The organism is Mangrovimonas yunxiaonensis (assembly GCF_000733475.1).
Lineage (GTDB): Bacteria > Bacteroidota > Bacteroidia > Flavobacteriales > Flavobacteriaceae > Mangrovimonas > Mangrovimonas yunxiaonensis.
The window spans coordinates 379,340-397,861 of the sequence record NZ_JPFK01000003.1 but is presented as its reverse complement, the minus strand read 5'-3'; the positions used below and the strand labels follow the sequence as shown (position 1 = coordinate 397,861).

Genomic DNA, 18,522 nt, shown 5'->3' with positions numbered 1-18,522 from the left:
TTGGCAGGATGATTTTGATTGTTGTTCCATATGTTGACTAATTTTAAATGATTTTTTAGTCAACCTATTTCAGGACGATGCCATTTTTCAAATTGGCTACAACGGCTTTGGCTATGGTTTCGTTGCGGGGGAAAAGGGTTAAGGTTTTTCCGCCGTGGACGAAAGATAACAAATATCCCGGAATATCAGGCAAAAAATGACGTAGCAATGAACTATAGCCGTTGTTGCCTGCTGTGGTTTATATCCGTAAGTTTTGAGTCTGAGTGATGTCAGCGCAACGTTTGGAAGTCCTTTTATTCTTTTTCAGCGTACTGCTTGCGTTCTGATTGCGAATAGCTAAGAAGTTCTTTTAGTTTTGTTTTTAATCCGCTTTTTTTTGTCCGCGTAAAGTAGCTCAAAATCGCTTCCGCGATTTTTTTACCACCATTGCTGGCAACGGTCTCGTATAACCGTCAGTTACGGATTTAAAGATAATGTTTTTCGGTTAAGAACTGGCGTTAGCAATTCCGAGTGGATTCGGACGCAGTCGAATCCGCCGTAATTGCGGTTATACATTGTTGTACGCTGGCTTTTTATTCGTTCAGTTCTTTCCAACATTTTTGTACTTCTCGTTCAACTTCTTTTTCCATTTTTGGTAATTCATTCAGAATCCAGCTTTTACTTTCTTTGGTCAGATAATTTTTATTTTCAGTTAGTTTGAATTCCATTGCGTTTTTGATTAATGGAATCAAGTCTTTCGTTTCTGTGTCGCCATTCGCAAAATTTGGTCCGATTAAATATCCTAAAATATCTTTCTCGTATTTTGGTTTGTAATGTAATATGTGCGTTACAATCGGAAAATAGAAGTAAAAGAAACTATTTGTGTTCGATTGATATTGAATCTTGTTAAATTCCGAAATTAACAATTCAGATTGCGAGTCAGAAGTGTCAAAGTCCAATTCGCGAAGTAATTCATAAGTTCTTTTTGCACTAGGTTCAATTTCTCCCATTCTCTTTAAGTCAGAAAATGCTTTTTCAAATTCCGATTTAACTTCTCTGTTCTTTATCCAATCTAAAATTCTCAATTAGTTCTGTTTTTTCAAGCTTGCGTACAACGGTTTGGCTATGGTTTGTTGCGGGGGAAAAAGGTTAAGTTTTTTCCGCCGTGGACGAAAGATAACAAATATCCCGGAATATCGGGCAAAAAATGACGAAGCAATGAACCATAGCCGTTGTTGGCTACTGTGGTTTTAATCCGTAAGTTTTTTTGAGCCTGAGTGTTGTCAGCGTAAAGTTTGGAAGTTCTTTTATTCTTTTTCAGCGTACTGTTTGCGCTTTGCTTGCGAGCAGCTATAAAGTTCTTTTAATTTTGTTTTGAATCCACCCTGCTTAAAATCCGAGCAGTTTTGCGTTTTTATATCCGTTTTTTTGTCCGCGTAAAGAGGCTTAAATCGCTTCCGCGATTTTTTAGCACCATTGTTGCCAACGGTCTCGGCTATGAGTAGTTGCGTGGTTTAGCACTTAACTTTGCAAGTATACCCGAAGCTGAAAATCCGCGAGGATTTTCAGAAGTAGGCGAGAACAAGCAATTACTTATAGCCATTGTTGCCAATAGTTATTGATTATCTTTTTCTCCCAAGGAAATTTTAAATACGTTAAATCCAATACCAAAGCCAAACCATAAATTACCATTATGCATCCAATTATATTCACTTTGATTATTAATTTGGTCAACACCTACATAAAAACCTGCTTGAACTTTTTTGTATTCTAACATTAGTCCTCCAAAGAAATTTAGAGTAGCAACATCTTGGGCTTTTCCATCTTCAATTCCACTAGCATTACTTGAATTCAAATTAACACTACCAATTCCTGCACCTGCTTGCAGATTTACTTTTGAGTTATAGATTTTAGCGAAATTCCAATTTAGAGTTGTACTTAAATTAAATTCGGTGTCAAATGAAAAATCATCTTGTGGTCTCGCTTTAAATGGTAATGTTAAAAGTCCTACAGATAGTTTATCATCAGGAATGTACTCTTCATAACTTTGGTCAAAGTCACTTTTACTTACATAATAAATTTTATCATTATAGTAATTTCCTTTTTCAGAACCTTTTTTGAAATTTAATGCCTTTAATTGTATTGAATCACCATTAATCTTGTTAATTCTGTATATAATATTTGGTGCAAGAAACTTAATTAAACTATCATTTGATTCAGTCAAAAATTCAGCTTTAATTACTTTATTATAAGTTTTAAGTTTGATTAATTCTCCTGTTTTTTGTGCGTAAGAATTAAATGTTGCAATAAATAAAATAGCGGTTAGGATTGATTTGATTGTTGTTTTCATATGGGTTGGTTTTAATTATTGGCAACGGTTTCGTATAACCGTCAGTTACGGGATTAAAGTTACTAATTTTCGGTTAAGCACTGACGTTAGCAATTCCGAGTGGATTCGGACGTAGTCGAATCCGCCGTAATTGCGGTTATACATTGTTGTAACACGTTATTTTTCCATTATATATTTTTCAAAACTGTCAAATGTAACGCTTTCAATTTCCTTTTTTGAAGGATAACTATGTCCATAAAGTCCTGCGTAAAGAGGAATCGGTTTAATAGTTTTTTTTCCTTTTTCTGTTGCCTTTATATTTATTGGTAATAATACTTCTCTTTCCACTGCGATGCTAAAATCCGACCAACCATAATTATATTCAGATTTACACTTTTTGCAAGTCCACTTTTCATTTGAACATTCAGGTCCGTTTTCCAGAGTTTCAGTTTCAAAATGTTTTTTTGCTTTATCAATTAATAATGTTGTTTCCCACGTCTTAAAGGATTCTCCGTAGTCAACACAATTAATTCCAACAATTTGTATAAATCTCGGATATTCACAAGCGCAAGAATTTCCGTTATAATACATATCTACTACTTTTTCAATTAATTCAGATGTCTTATTGTATCTTATTTGAAATTCTTCCACAGTTTTTGCTTCTAATGTGTTACAACGTGTTTGGCTATGGTTTGTTGCGATGGAAAAGGGTTAAGGTTTTTCCGCCGTGGACGAAAGATAACAAATATCCCGGAATATCGGGCAAAAAATGACGCAGCAATGAACCATAGCCGTTGTTGGCTACTGTGGTTTTAATCCGTAAGTTTTTTTTGAGCCTGAGTGTTGTCAGCGTAAAGTTTGGAAGTTCTTTTATTCTTTTTCAGCGTACTGTTTGCGCTTTGCTTGCGAGCAGCTATAAAGTTCTTTTAATTTTGTTTTGAATCCACCCTGCTTAAAATCCGAGCAGTTTTGCGTTTTTATATCCGTTTTTTTGTCCGCGTAAAGAGGCTCAAAATCGCTTCCGCGATTTTTTAGCACCATTGTTGCCAACGATCTCGTATAACCGTCAGTTACGGATTTAAAGTTAATAATTTTCGGTTTAGCACAGACGTTAGCAATTCCGAGTGGATTCGGACGTAGTCGAATCCGCCGTAATTGCGGTTATACATTGTTGGCAGGCGTTTTTAATTTGTCTGACATTTCTTTTGGTTCAAATAATTTCTTTTCGGGAAAGCTGTAAATCATAATCGGAAATTCAGTTGAAAAAGTTACTCTCCATAAATTTTTGAAAGCTTTAATAGAATAATCTTCGTTATAAATATCAAGCGAAAATTGTTCGTTCACATTTTCAAAATGTTCCATAAATTCTATTGGTAATTCGATTTTAATTACTTCCTGTCCGATTTCTTTTTCAAATTCAGGTTTTCTCTTTGCTATTTCATTGAATACAGTAGAGAAAATAGATGTGAAGTTTTTATTAACTCCTCCAACGTGTATTTCACAATCATCAAATTGAAGTTTATATTTCAACACTTTCAGTCCGCCCCAATTTTTTGAATTGTCTTTATTCAGTTTTTCTAAAGCTTTATAAAGTGGTGAAAAAACATATTCTTTTCCTCCAAATTTTATTAAATCCCAGACTAAACCACCAGCAATTGCGCCTTTAATAAAGTCCGCAATTCCTGTATTCACAAAAACGGTCATCCAAAATTCTGCACCTTCTGAACAAGCAGGAATCCATTTAGGTCTAATTTGATGATGGTAGTTTTCGTCTAAACTTGATTTGAACTCCTCAATTCCATCAAATTCTCGATTGTTGTATTCGATTGAAATAAATAAATCGTTCATATCTGTTTTTTGTTCTTTAGAGTGGTTTTAAATGACTGCCAACGGTCTCGGCTATGAGTAGTTGCGTGGTTTAGCGGTTAACTTTGCAAGTACATACCAAACTGAAAATCCGCGAGGATTTTCAGAAGTAGGCGAGAACAAGCAATTACTTATAGCCATTGTTAGCTTTTCGTTTTTATTCGTTTTACAATATCGTATTTTTTAATCTTTTCTTTATTTACTAAATCATTATTTTTCAAATGGTAAAAGATTGTTTCAAGATATGAATTCACTTTGTCAAGATATTCGGTTTCAATTCGTTCATTGTTTTCTGAAGTCTCCAAATAATCGAGACACCTTTTTATGAAAACAAAAACTCCGTCAAAATCTTTGCCTTGAAAAAGAAAAATAGAATGATTTATATAAGAGACTAAAGTGTATTCAGGAATATTTCTTCTGAAATAACGTTTTGGCACAGTCTTATTAAGGGTTTCAATCCAAAAGTCAATCTCAAATTCAATTCCTCTTTTGTTTATCGTTATGAATTCATCGATAAATTCCCCTTTTAAATCATAAAGTGTTAAATAGTCTCCAATCGGCTCAAGAGAGTTAACCCATATATTTTCTTTATCCTCAAGATAAATTCCCAATTTGACACGAATAATTTCTTTCTCTCCATTTTCGTTCAAATCAATTCCGAAACCGTCAAATTTAATTATGAATTCCTCTCTGTTGTTTCCATTAAATTCGTCTGTGCCAAATTCAACAGATTGTTTTTCTAATTCATCAAAAACTTTCTGAATTCCGCTTTCAGTTTCTTTTCTTAGTCTATTTAATAAATCAATATCCATTTTTTGGTCAAATGAAAGCTAACGGCTTAGGCTATGATTAGTTGCGATTAAACAAGGATTGTTTTTTCGTATTAGTAATAGCTGATGTATAGAAACAGTAATTAAGGTGTTGCAAAGAGTAGCAATTAATTATAGCCATTGTTGGCAAATCGGTTTTGTTTTGAAGGAAAAAATTAAAGACGCTTTTTTCATTTCTTTGGAGTATTTACTTGAAAATGGGTGGATGAATCCTTTTTCTTGGAAATGTTGGGTTTCATTTGCTCCGTTGATTTTATTTCTTGCTTTTCCATTCGCTTATGTTGTTGGTAAGGTTCTTGAATTATTTTCTCGGTTTTGGTTGCCCATATTGGGTCAATGATAATGTTTTTGATAAATAATATTAAAAAGGTAAAAACTGATAATACGAATGTTGTAATTTTAATAGTTTTATTAGTTAGTCTTTTACGTATTATTTTTTCAAATCCACCATCGGCTAAAAAGTCAGAAATTGTTTTGAACTCTACATGAATAATATCATGTCCAGTTATTAATTCAATTCCGATTGCAGTTTGTTCTTTTTTTATTAGGTGTAAAAGTTTCTTTAATTCCGTTTCGGTTAATTTATGTACACGACCTTTTTTCACAAAATTAACCTCGTTTATAGAAGATGATATTTCAATTCTATCTTCTTTAAGAAATTCGGAAAGTATTAAATCAATTCTTTTAGATTCCTTATAAGTCATTTTTCAACTGTTTGCCAACGGTTTTGGCTATGGTTTCGTTGCGTGAAAATCCGCGAGGATTTTCCGCCGTGAACCAAAGATAGCAAAAGTGCGAGGATTTTCGGCAGAAAATCCGTAGCAATGAACTATAGCCGTTGTTACCTTGCGTTTTTATTTTTTTCAAATTCAGTTCGTAATATTTTTTCAAGTTCCGAAAAATTGTATTTCAAAGTTCGAGAGGTTATTGAAATTGGTGTTCCGTACATTCTCATATTTGTTTTCATTAACCTTTTTTTAAGTCCGTTTTTTACTTTGTCCAAATATTTTTCTGGGTCAATTAAGTCAATCATTATGAATTTCTCGGAAGCTACTTGCTCACTTCTAATTTGATAAATATCTTTCCATTTAATCAGTCCGATGCTAGTTGCGTTTGTATTGTCCGTAATTCCGCTTGAGTCAATTTTCAATCCAGTTTTTGAGTCAAATAATTTTGTTAATCCGTAAATTCCAGTGGCTCCAAAAAAAATGATTGCAATAATTCCGATAAAATTCCACAACATAAAATAGCCAGCAATAACAAACAGAATTGAACCAAAAGTTAGCAAGGATATTTTAAATTTATTCAAGGGTATTTTGATTTCAGAATTCATTTAGTTTGTGATTTGGTCAAATGCAAGGTAACGTTCTTGTATAACAATCAGTTGCGGATTGATTAAAAACTAAGATAGCTAAAATTCCCGACTTTTGTGCTTGCGCGGTTGTGTCCGCAGGAAACAGAGCCGCAATTGTTGTTATACGTTGTTGGCAACTGGCTTTTTTCAAAATGCTAATTCCCAACTCCGTTCTAATGCCTGAAATATTATTGGCATTTCCTGTTCGAATTGTAATTGAGTAATATTTTCTCCTACAAATTTTGCTAATTGTCTTTTCTTTTTTCCCGTAAATGACTTATTACCTGCTGCATTTACTGCATCCAATTCAGCTTGCGTTTTTCTCCAATTTCCGTAAGTTTCATCTGGTTGATTTGGATAATATTGCTCTAAATCTCGATTTGGTATTTGAAAAAATTGGTTGTTCGCATTTAAACTCGGATTTCTTTGAAGAAAGTCAGTTACACCACCTTGAGTTTGTTCACTTGGCAAGTCAATTAAGATAATTTGTTTATCTCTGTAAATACTTGAATTTAAAGGCGTGAACGCTTTTTCAATTGCATTAATTGTTCTTTCTGCTTGGTCAATATCTCCGTTTGCTTTAATTATCTGAATTATTGGTCTGTCCGAATAAAATCGTCTTATTACTCGTGTTAAAAACTCAAATTCACTTAACCCTTCTACGATAAGAAAGTTTCTTGGCAACAATAAATCTGACGGACTTCCGCCTAAAAGTTCAAATACTATGTACGGTTTTGTAAAATCATCTGCCGATTCCAATTCCGTTTCTCCCTCGTTTTTTTCGGCTTTAAATATTTTTTGATTTGGATAATTATCTGCAACAAATACAGATGAATGTGTATTTATAAAAACTTGGTCGGTAGATTCTGAAAGTTCATATAATACATTCTTTAAGTTTCTTTGAGCTGTTGGATGAAGATGTAATTCTGCCTCGTCAATAAAGAATAAGAATGACTTACCTTGGTCTTCATTTTCTTTTCGAAATTCCGCATAAGTTTGAATAATCGCAAGCATTAGAGCTCTTTGCATTCCATCTCCTTTTTCTTCTGCGGTTGTTTCTATTCCATCATCAATTGTAGTTTCAAAGTTTTTAAGTAAATCGTCAAATACAGGCGCTGTAACTTCAAAGTTGACTTTCGAAGTATCTGGAAACTGCTTTTGAAGATTAACTTTTACTTTACCACCAACTAAATCGAATTGAGTTTTAATTTCTGATTCTTCTCCCTCAAATAAATCTGTAAATCTTTGCTGAAAATCTTGATATTGTTCATTTGATTCTAAAATAGCAGATAAAACACCTGAAAGCATAATACCGATTGGCGTTATTTTAGAATACTTTGCAACAGAATCATAATATTGTTTAGTATTTATGTATTCAAATTTTGGTAAGAAATCATTTAAGGCTGGGTCAAATCCTGTTCCTGGATTTACTTCTTCTCCGTTAACAAATACTTTACGTTTTTTTACATTTACACTTGAACGGGAAACTGTTACTGTATCAGATTCTCCCAATATGTTTAGTATTTTTGTTTTATTAGCTTCATTACGCATTCTTTCTGCACCATCTTGTGCACCCGAAAATTCCAATTCAACTAAAATTTCTAAATCAGATTGTCGTTTAAATTTCAAATCGTTTGATAATCCACCACGACCAGCTCCGTTGAAGAAAAATTGAATTGCTTCGAAGAAATTTGTTTTTCCACAGTTATTTTGTCCGACAACGATATTGAAGTTATCCGTTGTGAATTCGGTCGATTTGATGGACCTAAAATTTTCTATTTTAATTCTGGATATTTTCATTTAGTTAGTTTTTTTTTAGCTTGTTGCCAACGGGTGTGGCTATGGTTTGTTGCGGGGGAAAAGGGTTAAGGTTTTTCCGCCGTGGACGAAAGATAACAAATATCCTGGAATATCAGGCAAAAAAAGACGCAGCAATGAACTATAGCCGTTGTTGCCTGCTGTGGTTTATATCCGTAAGTTTTTAGTCTGAGTGATGTCAGCGCAAAGCTTGGAAGTCCTTTTATTCTTTTTCAGCGTACTGCTTGCGTACTGCTTGCGAATAGTTATGAAGTTCTTTTAGTTTTGTTTTTAATCCGCTTTTTTTTGTCCGCGTAAGGATGCTCAAAATCGCTTCCGCGATTTTTTAGACGCCATTGCTGGCAACTCGTTATATGCGTACTAATATACACATTAATTTATATTATAGGCGGGATATCGTGACTTTTTTGTCACGCCCAACACCGTCCATAATGTCCTTAACCACAACGTCCAACGGATTGCTAATCCGCATTAAATCTTCCTGCGCAACATGGGTGTAAATCATGGTGGTTTCGGGTTTGCTATGCCCCAATAACGTTTGAATGTGGCGCAAACCCACCCCGTTTTCCAACATATGGGTAGCATAACTGTGGCGTAGGGCATGTGGCGAAATACTAGGGCTAATTTGGGCAAGCTTGCAGCACCGCTTTAGCATGTGGCGTACCGAACTGGCATTGTAATCCGCCCCCAAACGCCCTTCAATTAAAAACGCCTTAGGCTGGTACGTATGCAAGTAATTGTTAAGCATAGGCACCATAACCTCGGCCATGGGCACCATCCTATCCTTGCGACCCTTGCCACACTTTACAAAAATAAGCATCCGCTCAAAATCCAAATCGGAAGGAGTTAAGCTTAGCAATTCACCAACCCGTAACCCAGCAGAATATAACAGCCCAATAATAACCCGGTGTTTAAGGTTTTTACATACCTGTATTAAACGTAAAACAGCATCTTTCGATACCACTCGGGGCAATTTCTTATCCTTCTTAGGACGCTTGTATTCCGTAGCATCAAAATCGGCCATCTCGCAAAATGCTGTCAAATACTTTAACGCACTAACACATTGCCTATGGCTGCTTATGCTATAGTGCTCCTGGTACATCACCGCACTCATAAACAAATCTATATGGGTATTACGCCACTGCCCAGGCGTACAATCGCGGTTAAAATAAATAAAACGCAAAACAAAATACCCATAAGTACTTACCGTTTGTTCGCTTAACCGTTTGCCGCGCAAATAAGAAACATACCCCTGCAACATCGTTTTATGCGCTTGTGGCAAGGCCTCATAAAAGGCCTTTTTGGTCATGGGCGCCTTGGCTTTACGGCTAGAGGTAGGCTTAATGTTGGGCCTGTCGGGCAACATGGCCTGGTAGTCTACATAGTACCCCTTCGCCCTAAAATGCTTAAACAAACGATGCATGGTACCGCCCGTTCTGGCCACATAAAACGTTTTGTGGGTAGACGACCAATAGACCTCCGGAAACAACTTAACATCGGCCTTTACAGCAACATCAAAATCAAAGCCAATAGCAATCTGCGACGCATTTTTATGGGTTAATGGCGATAAGGTAATAACAGGTTTCATATAAGGAAAGATACAAATAAAAGCCGTACAAAAACAAGAAGTAAATTTTTGAAAATGAGTGTTTTTAATGAGTTAAGCTGAAGTTGTTTAGCGATTCTTAAGCAAGTGTAGGTCTATTTTTTAACAGTCAAAACCCCTGTAAAGCCAGTAATAGCCCAGAAAGGCAGAAGACGCTTTTCTGAAAGAAGTGCCCCATTGGGCAGAGCGACCTATAAAAGATATTAAACGACAACAAACGATAGTATTCGTTTACAAACGAATTTAATTGGGTAAACACCGAATAAACTCTTGAAAACCAATCATATTTGTACCGTTGAATCGCTTGTGGTTCAATAGTATTAACTGTTTAACCTTAAAAATTAGTAACATGAACACACTTAGAAACAAAGTACAGTTGATTGGTAGATTGGGGCAAGACCCAGAAATCGTAAACTTTAAAGATGGTAATAAAATGGCCAAGTTTTCCTTGGCTACAGATGACAGCTACAAAGACAAAGAGGGCAACAAGGTAGAGCGCGCATATTGGCATAATATCGTGGTTCGCAATGGGCTGGTAAACGTAGTGGAAAACTATGTAACCAAAGGACAAGAGATTGCCCTAGAAGGTAAATTAACCAATAGATCTTGGGAAGACAAAGATGGTAATAAACGTTACATTACCGAAATTGTTTGCAACGAGTTGTTAATGCTGGGGAAATAAGCAGTAGCTTGTTAAAAAAATGCGTTAGAACATCACTAACGCATTTTTTTTTACCAGAGTAGGGCATGTGCTTATAGCGTATGGTGTTAAAATAGGTTGCAATTATTTTTAAAACTGAATTTTATCCAATTCGCTCACATAGGTTCCCCAAGTTGAAACCGAAGAACCCATACTATTACGCATAGAATATATTGAAGTAGCACAATAATGCGATTAACATGGAATGTCCTTAAATTACTTGAAAAGTATAAGCTAGAAGGGTTTTTAGTGGTGCTTTACACCCTAATAGCGCTTTTAATATCTTATTTGTGGTAAAATAGATGTTATAGGGAAAGGCATTTTGTTTATGGTGCCCAAGTTAAAACCACGTGTGGTTCTAAAAAACAGCAGCATGGTTCTTTAGGCCACCTTTTTAAGCAAATCAAAACAAGGGCACTTGCCACAGCGTTTATGTTCGCCCTTTTTATATTTTTTACAGCACTTGCTCTTTACCTTAGCGGCATTAACAACCCCTGCTTCGTGTAAGGTTTTTAAAGCCTTTTTTTGCGCCTTTTTCGCTTTCTTTTTTTTGCCCAAATCCAGTAGTTAAAGAAATTCAGGCAAAAGTAAGTTATTTTAATTAATTCTAAATAAAATTAAGTGTTAAAAATAACCCCCTGATAAAAAGGGGGGTAATAGGTTTTGTTTTGCAAACGAATAAAAATCCGGAAGCCTAAGGCAAGTTGTTAGAGGCTGCCGTATTTACCGTAATTTGTTCAATATCCCGATCAAACAAATACAAGCCGCCCTTGTCGTTGCCAATCATATTAATTTTATCCAGAATGGTACGGGCTACAGCTTCTTCTTCAATTTGTTCAGAAACATACCACTGTAAGAAGTTGTGGGTCGCATAGTCTTTTTCTTCTAGCGAAATATGAACCAGATTGTTAATGCTTTCCGAAACAAATACTTCGTGCTCAAACAGTTTTTCAAACATTTCCTTAAACGACTTAAACGTAACATTGGGCGCCTTTAATGCCGAAATATGGGCATGACCACCACGCTCGTTAACAAACTTAATTAACTTAAGCATGTGTTCACGCTCTTCGTCAGATTGCGAGTACATAAAACCGGCAACACCTTCCAAACCTTTTACTTCGGCCCAGCAGGCCATGGCTAAATATATTTGCGAGGACTCGGCCTCAATACGTATTTGATCGTTTAAAGCTTTTTCTATTCTTTTTGATAACATAATAATGGGTTGTTTTATGTAAAGTTACACATTAATTCCCATAGAATTAATTTAAATTAATCCCGTGCTAGCCCAGCTTAAAACGTTTGTTCTTATGGGGTTTTGCTTTAAAACGGGTTAAAGGTTGCTCTATAAATGTAATGCGTATGCCCAATAACAAAATAAGTCCGCCAAAAACCATTTGTATGGTAATCTGCTCGCCAATAAACATCCAAGCCAATAAAGCCGCCAACATGCCCTGACCAAGCAAACTTACCGAAACCCTAGTAGCGCGCATGTGCTTGGTAGCATAACTAATAAGTAGCCAGGCCAATAACTGGCAAACCAAGGCCTGTACAACCAAGACCAACCACCCCGTATTGCTAAACCCATAAAAAGGCTCGTTTAACGCATAGCTTACAAGGCCTAAATGTATGGTCGATGCGATTAGGCTAAGGGTCATAAACGTTAAAACGTCCATGCTTTTTAAAACGTGTTTGCTAATGAGCATATAAAAGGCGTACAGCACCCCAGAGAGGATGCCAAAAGTAAAGGCCAGATCAAAATCCAGATGTTTAAACACCTTAAAACCTACCAGCAAAATCATCCCAAATACCGCAACAGGCGTGCCTATCCAAAAATTAGATTTGGGCTTGTCCTTTAAAAACAAAAACGCCAAAATACCTACCCATACCGGAGAAAGGTTGGTAAGCAAAGAGGCCTGTGTGGCTGTAGAGCCTTGTATGGCAATGTTCCAAACGGCTACATCGGTGCCAAAAATAATGCCGCACAAAATAGCCAAAAGTGCTCCCTTGGTGCTGGGCTTTTTAAAGGCCTTTTTTACCAAAACATAAGGCAATAAAAGCAACAACGAAAAGCCCATCCTGTAAAAGGCCGAAATAACCCCAGGGGTTAAGTTCAACTTAACCAAAACAGGGAATATAGAAATGCAAACAATTCCTATAACCAAAGCTAATCTTGCTTTTTTCATAAGCTACCATTTATCAAAAAAATCAAACGGCAAAATTACATTATAAAACCATGCGAACCAGTACCCTAAAGTCTAAAATGGTGTTAATTTTTTTTCAGCCCTTAAGAAGCGACTACCTTTAGCCCCACGATGGAAAAAATAAGGGTGGTAATAAAGAATATTCGCCAAAATGTAGCTGGTTCGTTAAAGAAAAAAATACCCACCAAAACAGTGCCCACGGCACCAATGCCAGTCCAAACAGCATAAGCCGTGCCTATGGGTAAGGTTTGTGTAGCCTTTACCAACAACCACATGCTTACCGCCAAACACAGTAAGAAGCCCCCAAACCAATACAACGATACAGAACCCGAAGTGGCTTTAAACTTGCCTAGGCAAAAGGCAAAAGCCACTTCAAAAAGACCGGCGATAACTAATATAATCCAAGCCATTAGTTGTGAAGTTTTAATTGAATGCGTTTTCTAGAAACGTCTACTTCCAATACTTTTACAATAACCTGTTGGTGCAGGCTAACATGGGCACTAACATCGCTAACATAACCGTCCGATAAATTGGAAATATGAATTAAGCCACTTTCTTTAATGCCCACATCTACAAAAGCCCCAAAATTGGTGACGTTGTTTACAATTCCGGGGAGGAGTTGCCCTTCCCGAAGGTCGTCTATGGTTCTTATGTTTTGGTTAAACGTAAAAACCTTGGCTTTTTCTCGTATGTCTAAGCCGGGTTTCTCCAATTCGGTTACAATATCTTCTAAGGTAGGCAAACCAATAGCCGCGGTGCAATAAGCACTTAACGGGATGTGTTTTATGGTTTCGGGTTGCCCTATAAGGTCGTGTACGGTTTTTTTTAGGTCAGAGGCCATTTGCTTAACAAGGGCATAGCTTTCAGGGTGTACCGCCGAATCGTCTAAGGGGTTGGTCGCGCCTTTAATCCGTAAAAAGGCCGCACCTTGCTCAAAAGCTTTTTGCCCCAATCGGGGGACGTTTAAAAGGGTTTTCCTAGAAGCAAAAGCACCATGTTTGGCGCGGTAATCCACAATGTTTTGGGCAAGCTTGTCGCCAATTCCAGAAACATAGCTTAACAGGCTTTTACTGGCGGTATTTAGGTTAACGCCTACGGCATTAACGCAACTTTCTACCACCCGATCCAGTTCGTTTTTAAGCTTGGTTTGGTCAACATCGTACTGGTATTGTCCAACGCCAATGCTCTTGGGGTCAATTTTCACCAATTCGGCTAAAGGATCCTGTAAGCGTCGCCCGATAGATACTGCCCCACGAACGGTAACATCGTAATTAGGAAACTCTTCCCGGGCAATTTTAGAAGCCGAATAAATACTGGCACCAGCCTCGCTAACAACAAAAACCTGCAGGTCGTTTTTAAACCGAATGCGCTTAATTAAGGCTTCGGTTTCCCGCGAGGCTGTGCCGTTACCAATAGCAATAGCCGTAATACCATAGGCCTCGGCTAGGGTGCTAAGCTTTTTCATGGCGCCTTTGCTGTCGTGTTTTGGCGCATGGGGGTATATGGTTTCGTTGTGCTTTAACTGGCCCTGCTCGTCTAAACAAACCACCTTGCAGCCTGTTCTAAACCCAGGATCGATGGCCAATACACGCTGCTCGCCCAAAGGAGCGCCCAAAAGGAGTTGTTTTAGGTTTTTGGCAAAAACGGTAATGGCGGCATCGTCGGCTTTTGCTTTGGCATTTTGTAAGGCTTCGTTAGAGAGCGACGGAAAAAGCAACCGTTTGTAGGCATCTTTAATGGCTAATTCAATGTGTTTAGAGCACGCATTGTTAGAGCGTATGCTGCGCTGTGCCATATAATCTAAAACACGCTGGTCGTCAATGGCAATGTTTACCCGGATAAAGCCTTCATTTTCGGCACGTAAAATGGCTAGCAGTCGGTGCGAAGGGATGCGGTTTAAGGCTTCACTCCAATTAAAATAATCGCGGAATTTCTGTGCGCCAGCCTCATCGGTTTTACTTTTTACAACTTTGGTTGCTATGGTCGCAAACCGTTCTAACTGGTAGCGCATGTGGTTCCTAAAATCGGAACGTTCGTTAAGCCATTCGGCAATAATGTGTCGGGCACCTTCCAGAGCAGCGTCAACAGAAGTAAGCTCACCTTTTACATATTTAAAGGCAATCGCTTCTATGTCTGAAGCATTTTGGGCCATGATAATTTTTGCTAAAGGCTCTAACCCTTGTTGTCGGGCTTTCTCGGCTTTGGTCTTTCGGCTTTTTTTATACGGCAGGTAAAGGTCTTCTAATGTGGTGAGGTCTTGGGCTTGTTGTATGTTGCGCTCTAGCTCGGGGGTTAAAACCTCTTGGTCGGCCAGGGCTTTTAAAATGGTTTCCTTGCGCTTTTCAAGGGTTTCAAATAGGGCTTTAAATTTTACGATATCGGCTATTTGAACCTCGTCTAAATTGCCGGTGCGCTCCTTGCGGTAACGCGAAATAAACGGAATGGTGCAGGCTTCGTTTAATAACGTAAGGGTGTTTTGTATCGCCGCCTCGGGGAGTTGGGTATGTTTAACAATGTAAGAAACCATAAACTTATTTTAGCGGGGTAAAAATAATAAAAAACCCCGCAATACAACGATTGCGAGGCTTTCTAAATGGATATGAAATGGTCTATTCAACCGCGTTAAAAACAGCTAAAGGTGCTGTTTTAGCTTTTTGTAAGGTTAATTGGTTGCCCTTAATAGTATAATTGTCTACCTTGCCCAATAGGGTTAAAAACTGATCTTCAATACTCATGTCTACACACATCTTTTTAGTGGCAGCTAAAGGCGATAAGCTAAACTGATTGCCGTCACGCAACTCGTAAGTGCCAGAAAAGTTGTTGCAGCCAGCGTTGCCAAACACACGGTTTTCATCCGTGGCAAACGAGATAAACGCATTGCTGTCGGCAACGTCTTTATCCATAATACGCACTAAGGTCCATTTGGTATCGGTAAAAGTGATGCCTTCATGGGGTGTTTCTGTTAGGGCGGTTGTTTGTGCTGTTTCGGCAGAAATTTCTTGAGTTGTATTTTTGGGCGTGTTGTTGCAACTAGTACATAAAAGTAAAGTGGCAATGGTCAAGTTTAGCGTTAAAATTTTCATATGGGTTGTAATTTTTATTGTTGTACGAACAAAAAAGAACCCAAAGATGACGCCAATAGTGCTTTTAACGTAGTATTAACGTTTTTAGCGCGTAAAACACAACATTGCAGCTTTCTGTTTTAGTCCTTAAAATTAACGGCATGCCCCAATGCGGCATGCCAAAAAACGGTTACAATAAAACCACAGAGACCATTAAAATAACGATGGAAAAGCTTCCTAAGAGCAGTTTCCAAAACGTATGAGCGTGCTTTAATTCCATGAAGTAAAACCCTACTAAGTTAAATTTTATTGTTGCAATAAGTAGAATAAGGTACGCACTTAAGGCCGACGCGCCGTTAAAAGCAAGGGCTGCGATTAAGGTTAATACAATTAAAGCTATTAGGATGTATAGTGAGTTTCGGGATGTCATGTGTTAAAAAATTAAATAGAGTAAAGGAAATAGTAGCAGCCAAATTAAATCGCACATGTGCCAAAATGCGGCGCTGGCTTCGGCATCGATGATTTCTAAGCGTTCGGGAGCCTTTTTTAAAGTGGCTAAAAGCCAAAGCAGGATAACAAGCCCCACAACAACATGTATAACATGAAACAGGGTAAGCATCCAGTAAAAAGAGAAGAAGGTGTTGTACCCAAGGGTAAGGCCTTCCTGAATTTTCTCGAAATACTCCAAAGATTTTAACCCAAGGAACAGCACGCCTCCTATAATGGTAAATACCAAGTTTAGACGGGCTTTTATAAATTGTTTGTCTTTTATGCGGCTAATGGTCTTGGCCATAAAATAACCGCTGCACAGCAGAAAAATGGTGTTTACAGTACCGTAAATGGGGTGCAGGAGAAGCCGCGACTCATGGAACAGATCCGGGGCTTCATGCGCTTGGTATACTAAGGCTAGCAAGGCTGCTCCAAAAGTAAACAGTTCTAAATAAATAACAATCCAGATAAGGAGACCGCCTGGAGGATATGAAATGGTAGGTTTTGTAAGTGTGTTCATTTATTGGTGTTTTATTTTGTCGTAAAGTTTTACTAATGAGGTTAACAACTCTACGGGAGTGGTTAATATTTGATAGTGGTTTTGCCCAAACATTTGGGGTAAATAATACTTGGCTTCGGCTTCTATGGCCAAGGCGTAAGAGTTTATTTGTTGTTGGTTTAGTTCGCGCAGGGCCTGCTTAACATCGTTAATGCCATAAGCTCCCTCGTACCTGTCGTAATCGTTAGGTTTGCCATCGGAAATTAAAATGACCCATTTGTTTTTTGAAGGACGTGTATGCAGCCGCGCTCCAGCATGCCTTAAGGCAGTGCCAATTCGGGTGTATCCCTGTGGTTGTACAGAGCCAATGCGGTGTTTGGCCGTGTTCCAAGGGTCGTCAAAATGCTTTACGGCCAAATAGGTGGTGTGGTTTCTGGTTTTGGAATAAAAGCCGTCAATTTCAAAATCAACGTTAAATTCCTCTAGAATTTCACCAAATATTAAAGCGGCCTGCTTTTCAACATCAATAACACGGTTGCCTCCGGCATATCCATCGCTAGATAGGCTAACATCCAAAAGGATAAGAATGGACAGGTCTTTCTCTTTTTTGCGTTTAGACAGGTAGATGTTTTCTGAAGGCGTGTTGCCAATGTGCAAATCGACATACAAATCGGTCAAGGCATCCAAATCGAACAGATCGCCTTGTATTTGCCTGCGTTGTTGTTTGTACTTGTTGTTAACAGAGGTGAGCATTTTACGCAAGCCCATAAGGGTTGCGGCATTTTCCTTAATGGTGTTTTTGTAATAGGCGCCATCGGTCTCTGTTTGGGTTTTGGGGAATACCTTACAGAAGTCCGGTTTGTAGCGCCGTTTTTTGTAGTCCCATTCATCATACGTAAGGCAAGGGGCTTCTGTGGCGATTTCGGTGCTTTCCGAAATGGAGGTGTTCTCAATAAAATCGGTTTGGTATACCGAGTGTACGGGGTCGTCTACCCTAACCGTATGCTTCATGGTAATTTCGTCTAGGGCATTGGCATGGTCGTCCAAATCGTCTTCGCCATCAAAATCGCGCCAGCCGCCTTCCCATTCTTCAGCAGTTTCAATCTTTTCAAAGTTATGAAGCAAAACATAGTCTTCCTGTTGCTTTTTGTCGATAGTCACCGATTGAATTTCTTCTACGGCTTGTGCTTTTTTAATGGTTTTTATCTCATCGGCTATGGCTTGTTGGGCTTTGGTCGAAATGTTTTGTAAAACGTCCTTTTTTGTGGCATTAGGGTTGTTGTACATCCACTTGCCATAAATAAAACTGTAATCGGGTGGTTGATTAGCCTTGCTTGTGTTTTGGTAGTGGATTATTAGCTTATCGTAAAACCCTTGTGTGGTTGGAAACGTTTTAAAAAGTGTGTTAAGCACCTTTGGGGCGTGGGTAGCAGCCTCCTCGCGAGCCACTTCTATAGCAGGGTTGACCGCATTGGTAAAGTTTAACCCGAGCTCTTTTTGAATGCACAAAAATAAGGTGCGAAACAGGTAATAAGCCGTGTTGTCCTCTAAAGTAGGAAATTGTAAGAACCGTTTGGGAAGAAAAAAGCTGTTGTTTTTGTAGCCGCCTTCGCGTTCGGCCTCGAAAATATCGATTGGCGCACCAGTAATGGCTCTTGCAATAATGGTTAGTCGAGGTTTAAGCTCGTCTAAGCCTACGGCATGAGATAGGGCAGCTTCGGCTGTTTTTCGCCTCCGTTTAAGGAAGGTGACCACTTTTTTGTATAGAAACTCATCGGGTTCAAACATG

General features: G+C 38.0%; 17 protein-coding genes and 1 pseudogene. 1 reads left to right on the top strand and 17 read right to left on the bottom strand.

The window, feature by feature from the left end; all coding sequences use genetic code 11:
• Nucleotides 1-572: 572 nt before the first annotated feature.
• The 9 genes and pseudogenes from IA57_RS03935 to IA57_RS03895 form a co-directional block, all read right to left on the bottom strand.
• Complete coding sequence (locus IA57_RS03935; protein WP_036119431.1) at nt 573-1,064, bottom strand: hypothetical protein; 492 nt, start codon at nt 1,062-1,064, stop codon at nt 573-575.
• A 530-nt stretch (nt 1,065-1,594) separates the two neighbouring features.
• A complete protein-coding gene (locus IA57_RS03930) occupies nt 1,595-2,329 on the bottom strand; it encodes a hypothetical protein (RefSeq protein WP_036119429.1) in 735 nt (244 codons plus the stop codon).
• A gap of 156 nt (nt 2,330-2,485) precedes the next feature.
• Complete coding sequence (locus IA57_RS03925; protein ID WP_036119427.1) at nt 2,486-2,959, bottom strand: hypothetical protein; 474 nt, start codon at nt 2,957-2,959, stop codon at nt 2,486-2,488.
• A 510-nt stretch (nt 2,960-3,469) separates the two neighbouring features.
• Nucleotides 3,470-4,156 (bottom strand): hypothetical protein, encoded by a 687-nt coding sequence (locus IA57_RS03920; RefSeq protein ID WP_036119425.1) that lies wholly within the window; start codon nt 4,154-4,156, stop codon nt 3,470-3,472.
• Nucleotides 4,157-4,317: 161 nt separating this feature from the next.
• Nucleotides 4,318-4,986 (bottom strand): hypothetical protein, encoded by a 669-nt coding sequence (locus IA57_RS03915; RefSeq protein WP_036119423.1) that lies wholly within the window; start codon nt 4,984-4,986, stop codon nt 4,318-4,320.
• 188 nt (nt 4,987-5,174) lie between these two features.
• The gene (locus IA57_RS03910) at nt 5,175-5,708 is read right to left on the bottom strand and encodes a hypothetical protein (RefSeq protein ID WP_036119420.1); all 534 of its coding nucleotides are present in this window, start codon (nt 5,706-5,708) and stop codon (nt 5,175-5,177) included.
• Between the two features lie 137 nt (nt 5,709-5,845).
• Nucleotides 5,846-6,337 (bottom strand): STM3941 family protein, encoded by a 492-nt coding sequence (locus IA57_RS03905; protein ID WP_036119417.1) that lies wholly within the window; start codon nt 6,335-6,337, stop codon nt 5,846-5,848.
• 810 nt (nt 6,338-7,147) lie between these two features.
• A pseudogene (locus tag IA57_RS12795) lies at nt 7,148-8,158 on the bottom strand (ATP-dependent nuclease); the annotation flags it as partial.
• 400 nt (nt 8,159-8,558) lie between these two features.
• The gene (locus IA57_RS03895) at nt 8,559-9,764 is read right to left on the bottom strand and encodes a tyrosine-type recombinase/integrase (RefSeq protein WP_036119411.1); all 1,206 of its coding nucleotides are present in this window, start codon (nt 9,762-9,764) and stop codon (nt 8,559-8,561) included.
• A gap of 367 nt (nt 9,765-10,131) precedes the next feature.
• Here IA57_RS03895 and IA57_RS03890 point away from each other — a divergent pair, with 367 nt between their 5' ends.
• Nucleotides 10,132-10,464 carry a single-stranded DNA-binding protein gene (locus tag IA57_RS03890; RefSeq protein ID WP_036119556.1) on the top strand — a complete coding sequence of 111 codons (333 nt, stop codon included), beginning with the start codon at nt 10,132-10,134 and terminating at the stop codon, nt 10,462-10,464.
• Between the two features lie 712 nt (nt 10,465-11,176).
• On the opposite strand, the gene IA57_RS03885 is transcribed toward IA57_RS03890, so the two are convergent.
• The 8 genes from IA57_RS03885 to IA57_RS03850 form a co-directional block, all read right to left on the bottom strand.
• Nucleotides 11,177-11,695: a ferritin gene (locus tag IA57_RS03885; protein ID WP_036119408.1), complete on the bottom strand. Its 519-nt coding sequence runs from the start codon at nt 11,693-11,695 to the stop codon at nt 11,177-11,179.
• A gap of 67 nt (nt 11,696-11,762) precedes the next feature.
• Complete coding sequence (locus IA57_RS03880) at nt 11,763-12,665, bottom strand: DMT family transporter (protein WP_036119405.1); 903 nt, start codon at nt 12,663-12,665, stop codon at nt 11,763-11,765.
• 101 nt (nt 12,666-12,766) lie between these two features.
• Nucleotides 12,767-13,093: a DMT family transporter gene (locus tag IA57_RS03875; RefSeq protein ID WP_036119400.1), complete on the bottom strand. Its 327-nt coding sequence runs from the start codon at nt 13,091-13,093 to the stop codon at nt 12,767-12,769.
• Nucleotides 13,093-15,210: a Tex family protein gene (locus tag IA57_RS03870; protein ID WP_036119396.1), complete on the bottom strand. Its 2,118-nt coding sequence runs from the start codon at nt 15,208-15,210 to the stop codon at nt 13,093-13,095. Before IA57_RS03870 ends, IA57_RS03875 begins: the two co-directional genes overlap by 1 nt.
• Before the next feature lie 82 nt (nt 15,211-15,292).
• Complete coding sequence (locus tag IA57_RS03865) at nt 15,293-15,766, bottom strand: META domain-containing protein (RefSeq protein ID WP_051880969.1); 474 nt, start codon at nt 15,764-15,766, stop codon at nt 15,293-15,295.
• 169 nt (nt 15,767-15,935) lie between these two features.
• On the bottom strand, nt 15,936-16,175 hold the full coding sequence (locus IA57_RS03860) for a cytochrome C oxidase subunit IV family protein (RefSeq protein WP_036119392.1): 240 nt from the start codon (nt 16,173-16,175) through the stop codon (nt 15,936-15,938).
• Between the two features lie 3 nt (nt 16,176-16,178).
• Nucleotides 16,179-16,754 carry a cytochrome c oxidase subunit 3 gene (locus tag IA57_RS03855; RefSeq protein ID WP_036119388.1) on the bottom strand — a complete coding sequence of 192 codons (576 nt, stop codon included), beginning with the start codon at nt 16,752-16,754 and terminating at the stop codon, nt 16,179-16,181.
• Nucleotides 16,755-18,521: a nitric oxide reductase activation protein NorD gene (locus IA57_RS03850; protein ID WP_036119385.1), complete on the bottom strand. Its 1,767-nt coding sequence runs from the start codon at nt 18,519-18,521 to the stop codon at nt 16,755-16,757.
• Nucleotide 18,522 lies beyond the last annotated feature (1 nt).

Bases quoted from the DNA above. Each gene is read 5' to 3' on its own strand.
- IA57_RS03930 (WP_036119429.1), bottom strand. From the start codon at position 2,329: ATGAAAACAACAATCAAATCAATCCTAACCGCTATTTTATTTATTGCA.
- IA57_RS03920 (WP_036119425.1), bottom strand. From the start codon at position 4,156: ATGAACGATTTATTTATTTCAATCGAATACAACAATCGAGAATTTGAT.
- IA57_RS03915 (WP_036119423.1), bottom strand. From the start codon at position 4,986: ATGGATATTGATTTATTAAATAGACTAAGAAAAGAAACTGAAAGCGGA.
- IA57_RS03910 (WP_036119420.1), bottom strand. From the start codon at position 5,708: ATGACTTATAAGGAATCTAAAAGAATTGATTTAATACTTTCCGAATTT.
- IA57_RS03905 (WP_036119417.1), bottom strand. From the start codon at position 6,337: ATGAATTCTGAAATCAAAATACCCTTGAATAAATTTAAAATATCCTTG.
- IA57_RS03895 (WP_036119411.1), bottom strand. From the start codon at position 9,764: ATGAAACCTGTTATTACCTTATCGCCATTAACCCATAAAAATGCGTCG.
- IA57_RS03890 (WP_036119556.1), top strand. From the start codon at position 10,132: ATGAACACACTTAGAAACAAAGTACAGTTGATTGGTAGATTGGGGCAA.
- IA57_RS03885 (WP_036119408.1), bottom strand. From the start codon at position 11,695: ATGTTATCAAAAAGAATAGAAAAAGCTTTAAACGATCAAATACGTATT.
- IA57_RS03880 (WP_036119405.1), bottom strand. From the start codon at position 12,665: ATGAAAAAAGCAAGATTAGCTTTGGTTATAGGAATTGTTTGCATTTCT.
- IA57_RS03875 (WP_036119400.1), bottom strand. From the start codon at position 13,093: ATGGCTTGGATTATATTAGTTATCGCCGGTCTTTTTGAAGTGGCTTTT.
- IA57_RS03870 (WP_036119396.1), bottom strand. From the start codon at position 15,210: ATGGTTTCTTACATTGTTAAACATACCCAACTCCCCGAGGCGGCGATA.
- IA57_RS03865 (WP_051880969.1), bottom strand. From the start codon at position 15,766: ATGAAAATTTTAACGCTAAACTTGACCATTGCCACTTTACTTTTATGT.
- IA57_RS03860 (WP_036119392.1), bottom strand. From the start codon at position 16,175: ATGACATCCCGAAACTCACTATACATCCTAATAGCTTTAATTGTATTA.
- IA57_RS03855 (WP_036119388.1), bottom strand. From the start codon at position 16,754: ATGAACACACTTACAAAACCTACCATTTCATATCCTCCAGGCGGTCTC.
- IA57_RS03850 (WP_036119385.1), bottom strand. From the start codon at position 18,521: ATGTTTGAACCCGATGAGTTTCTATACAAAAAAGTGGTCACCTTCCTT.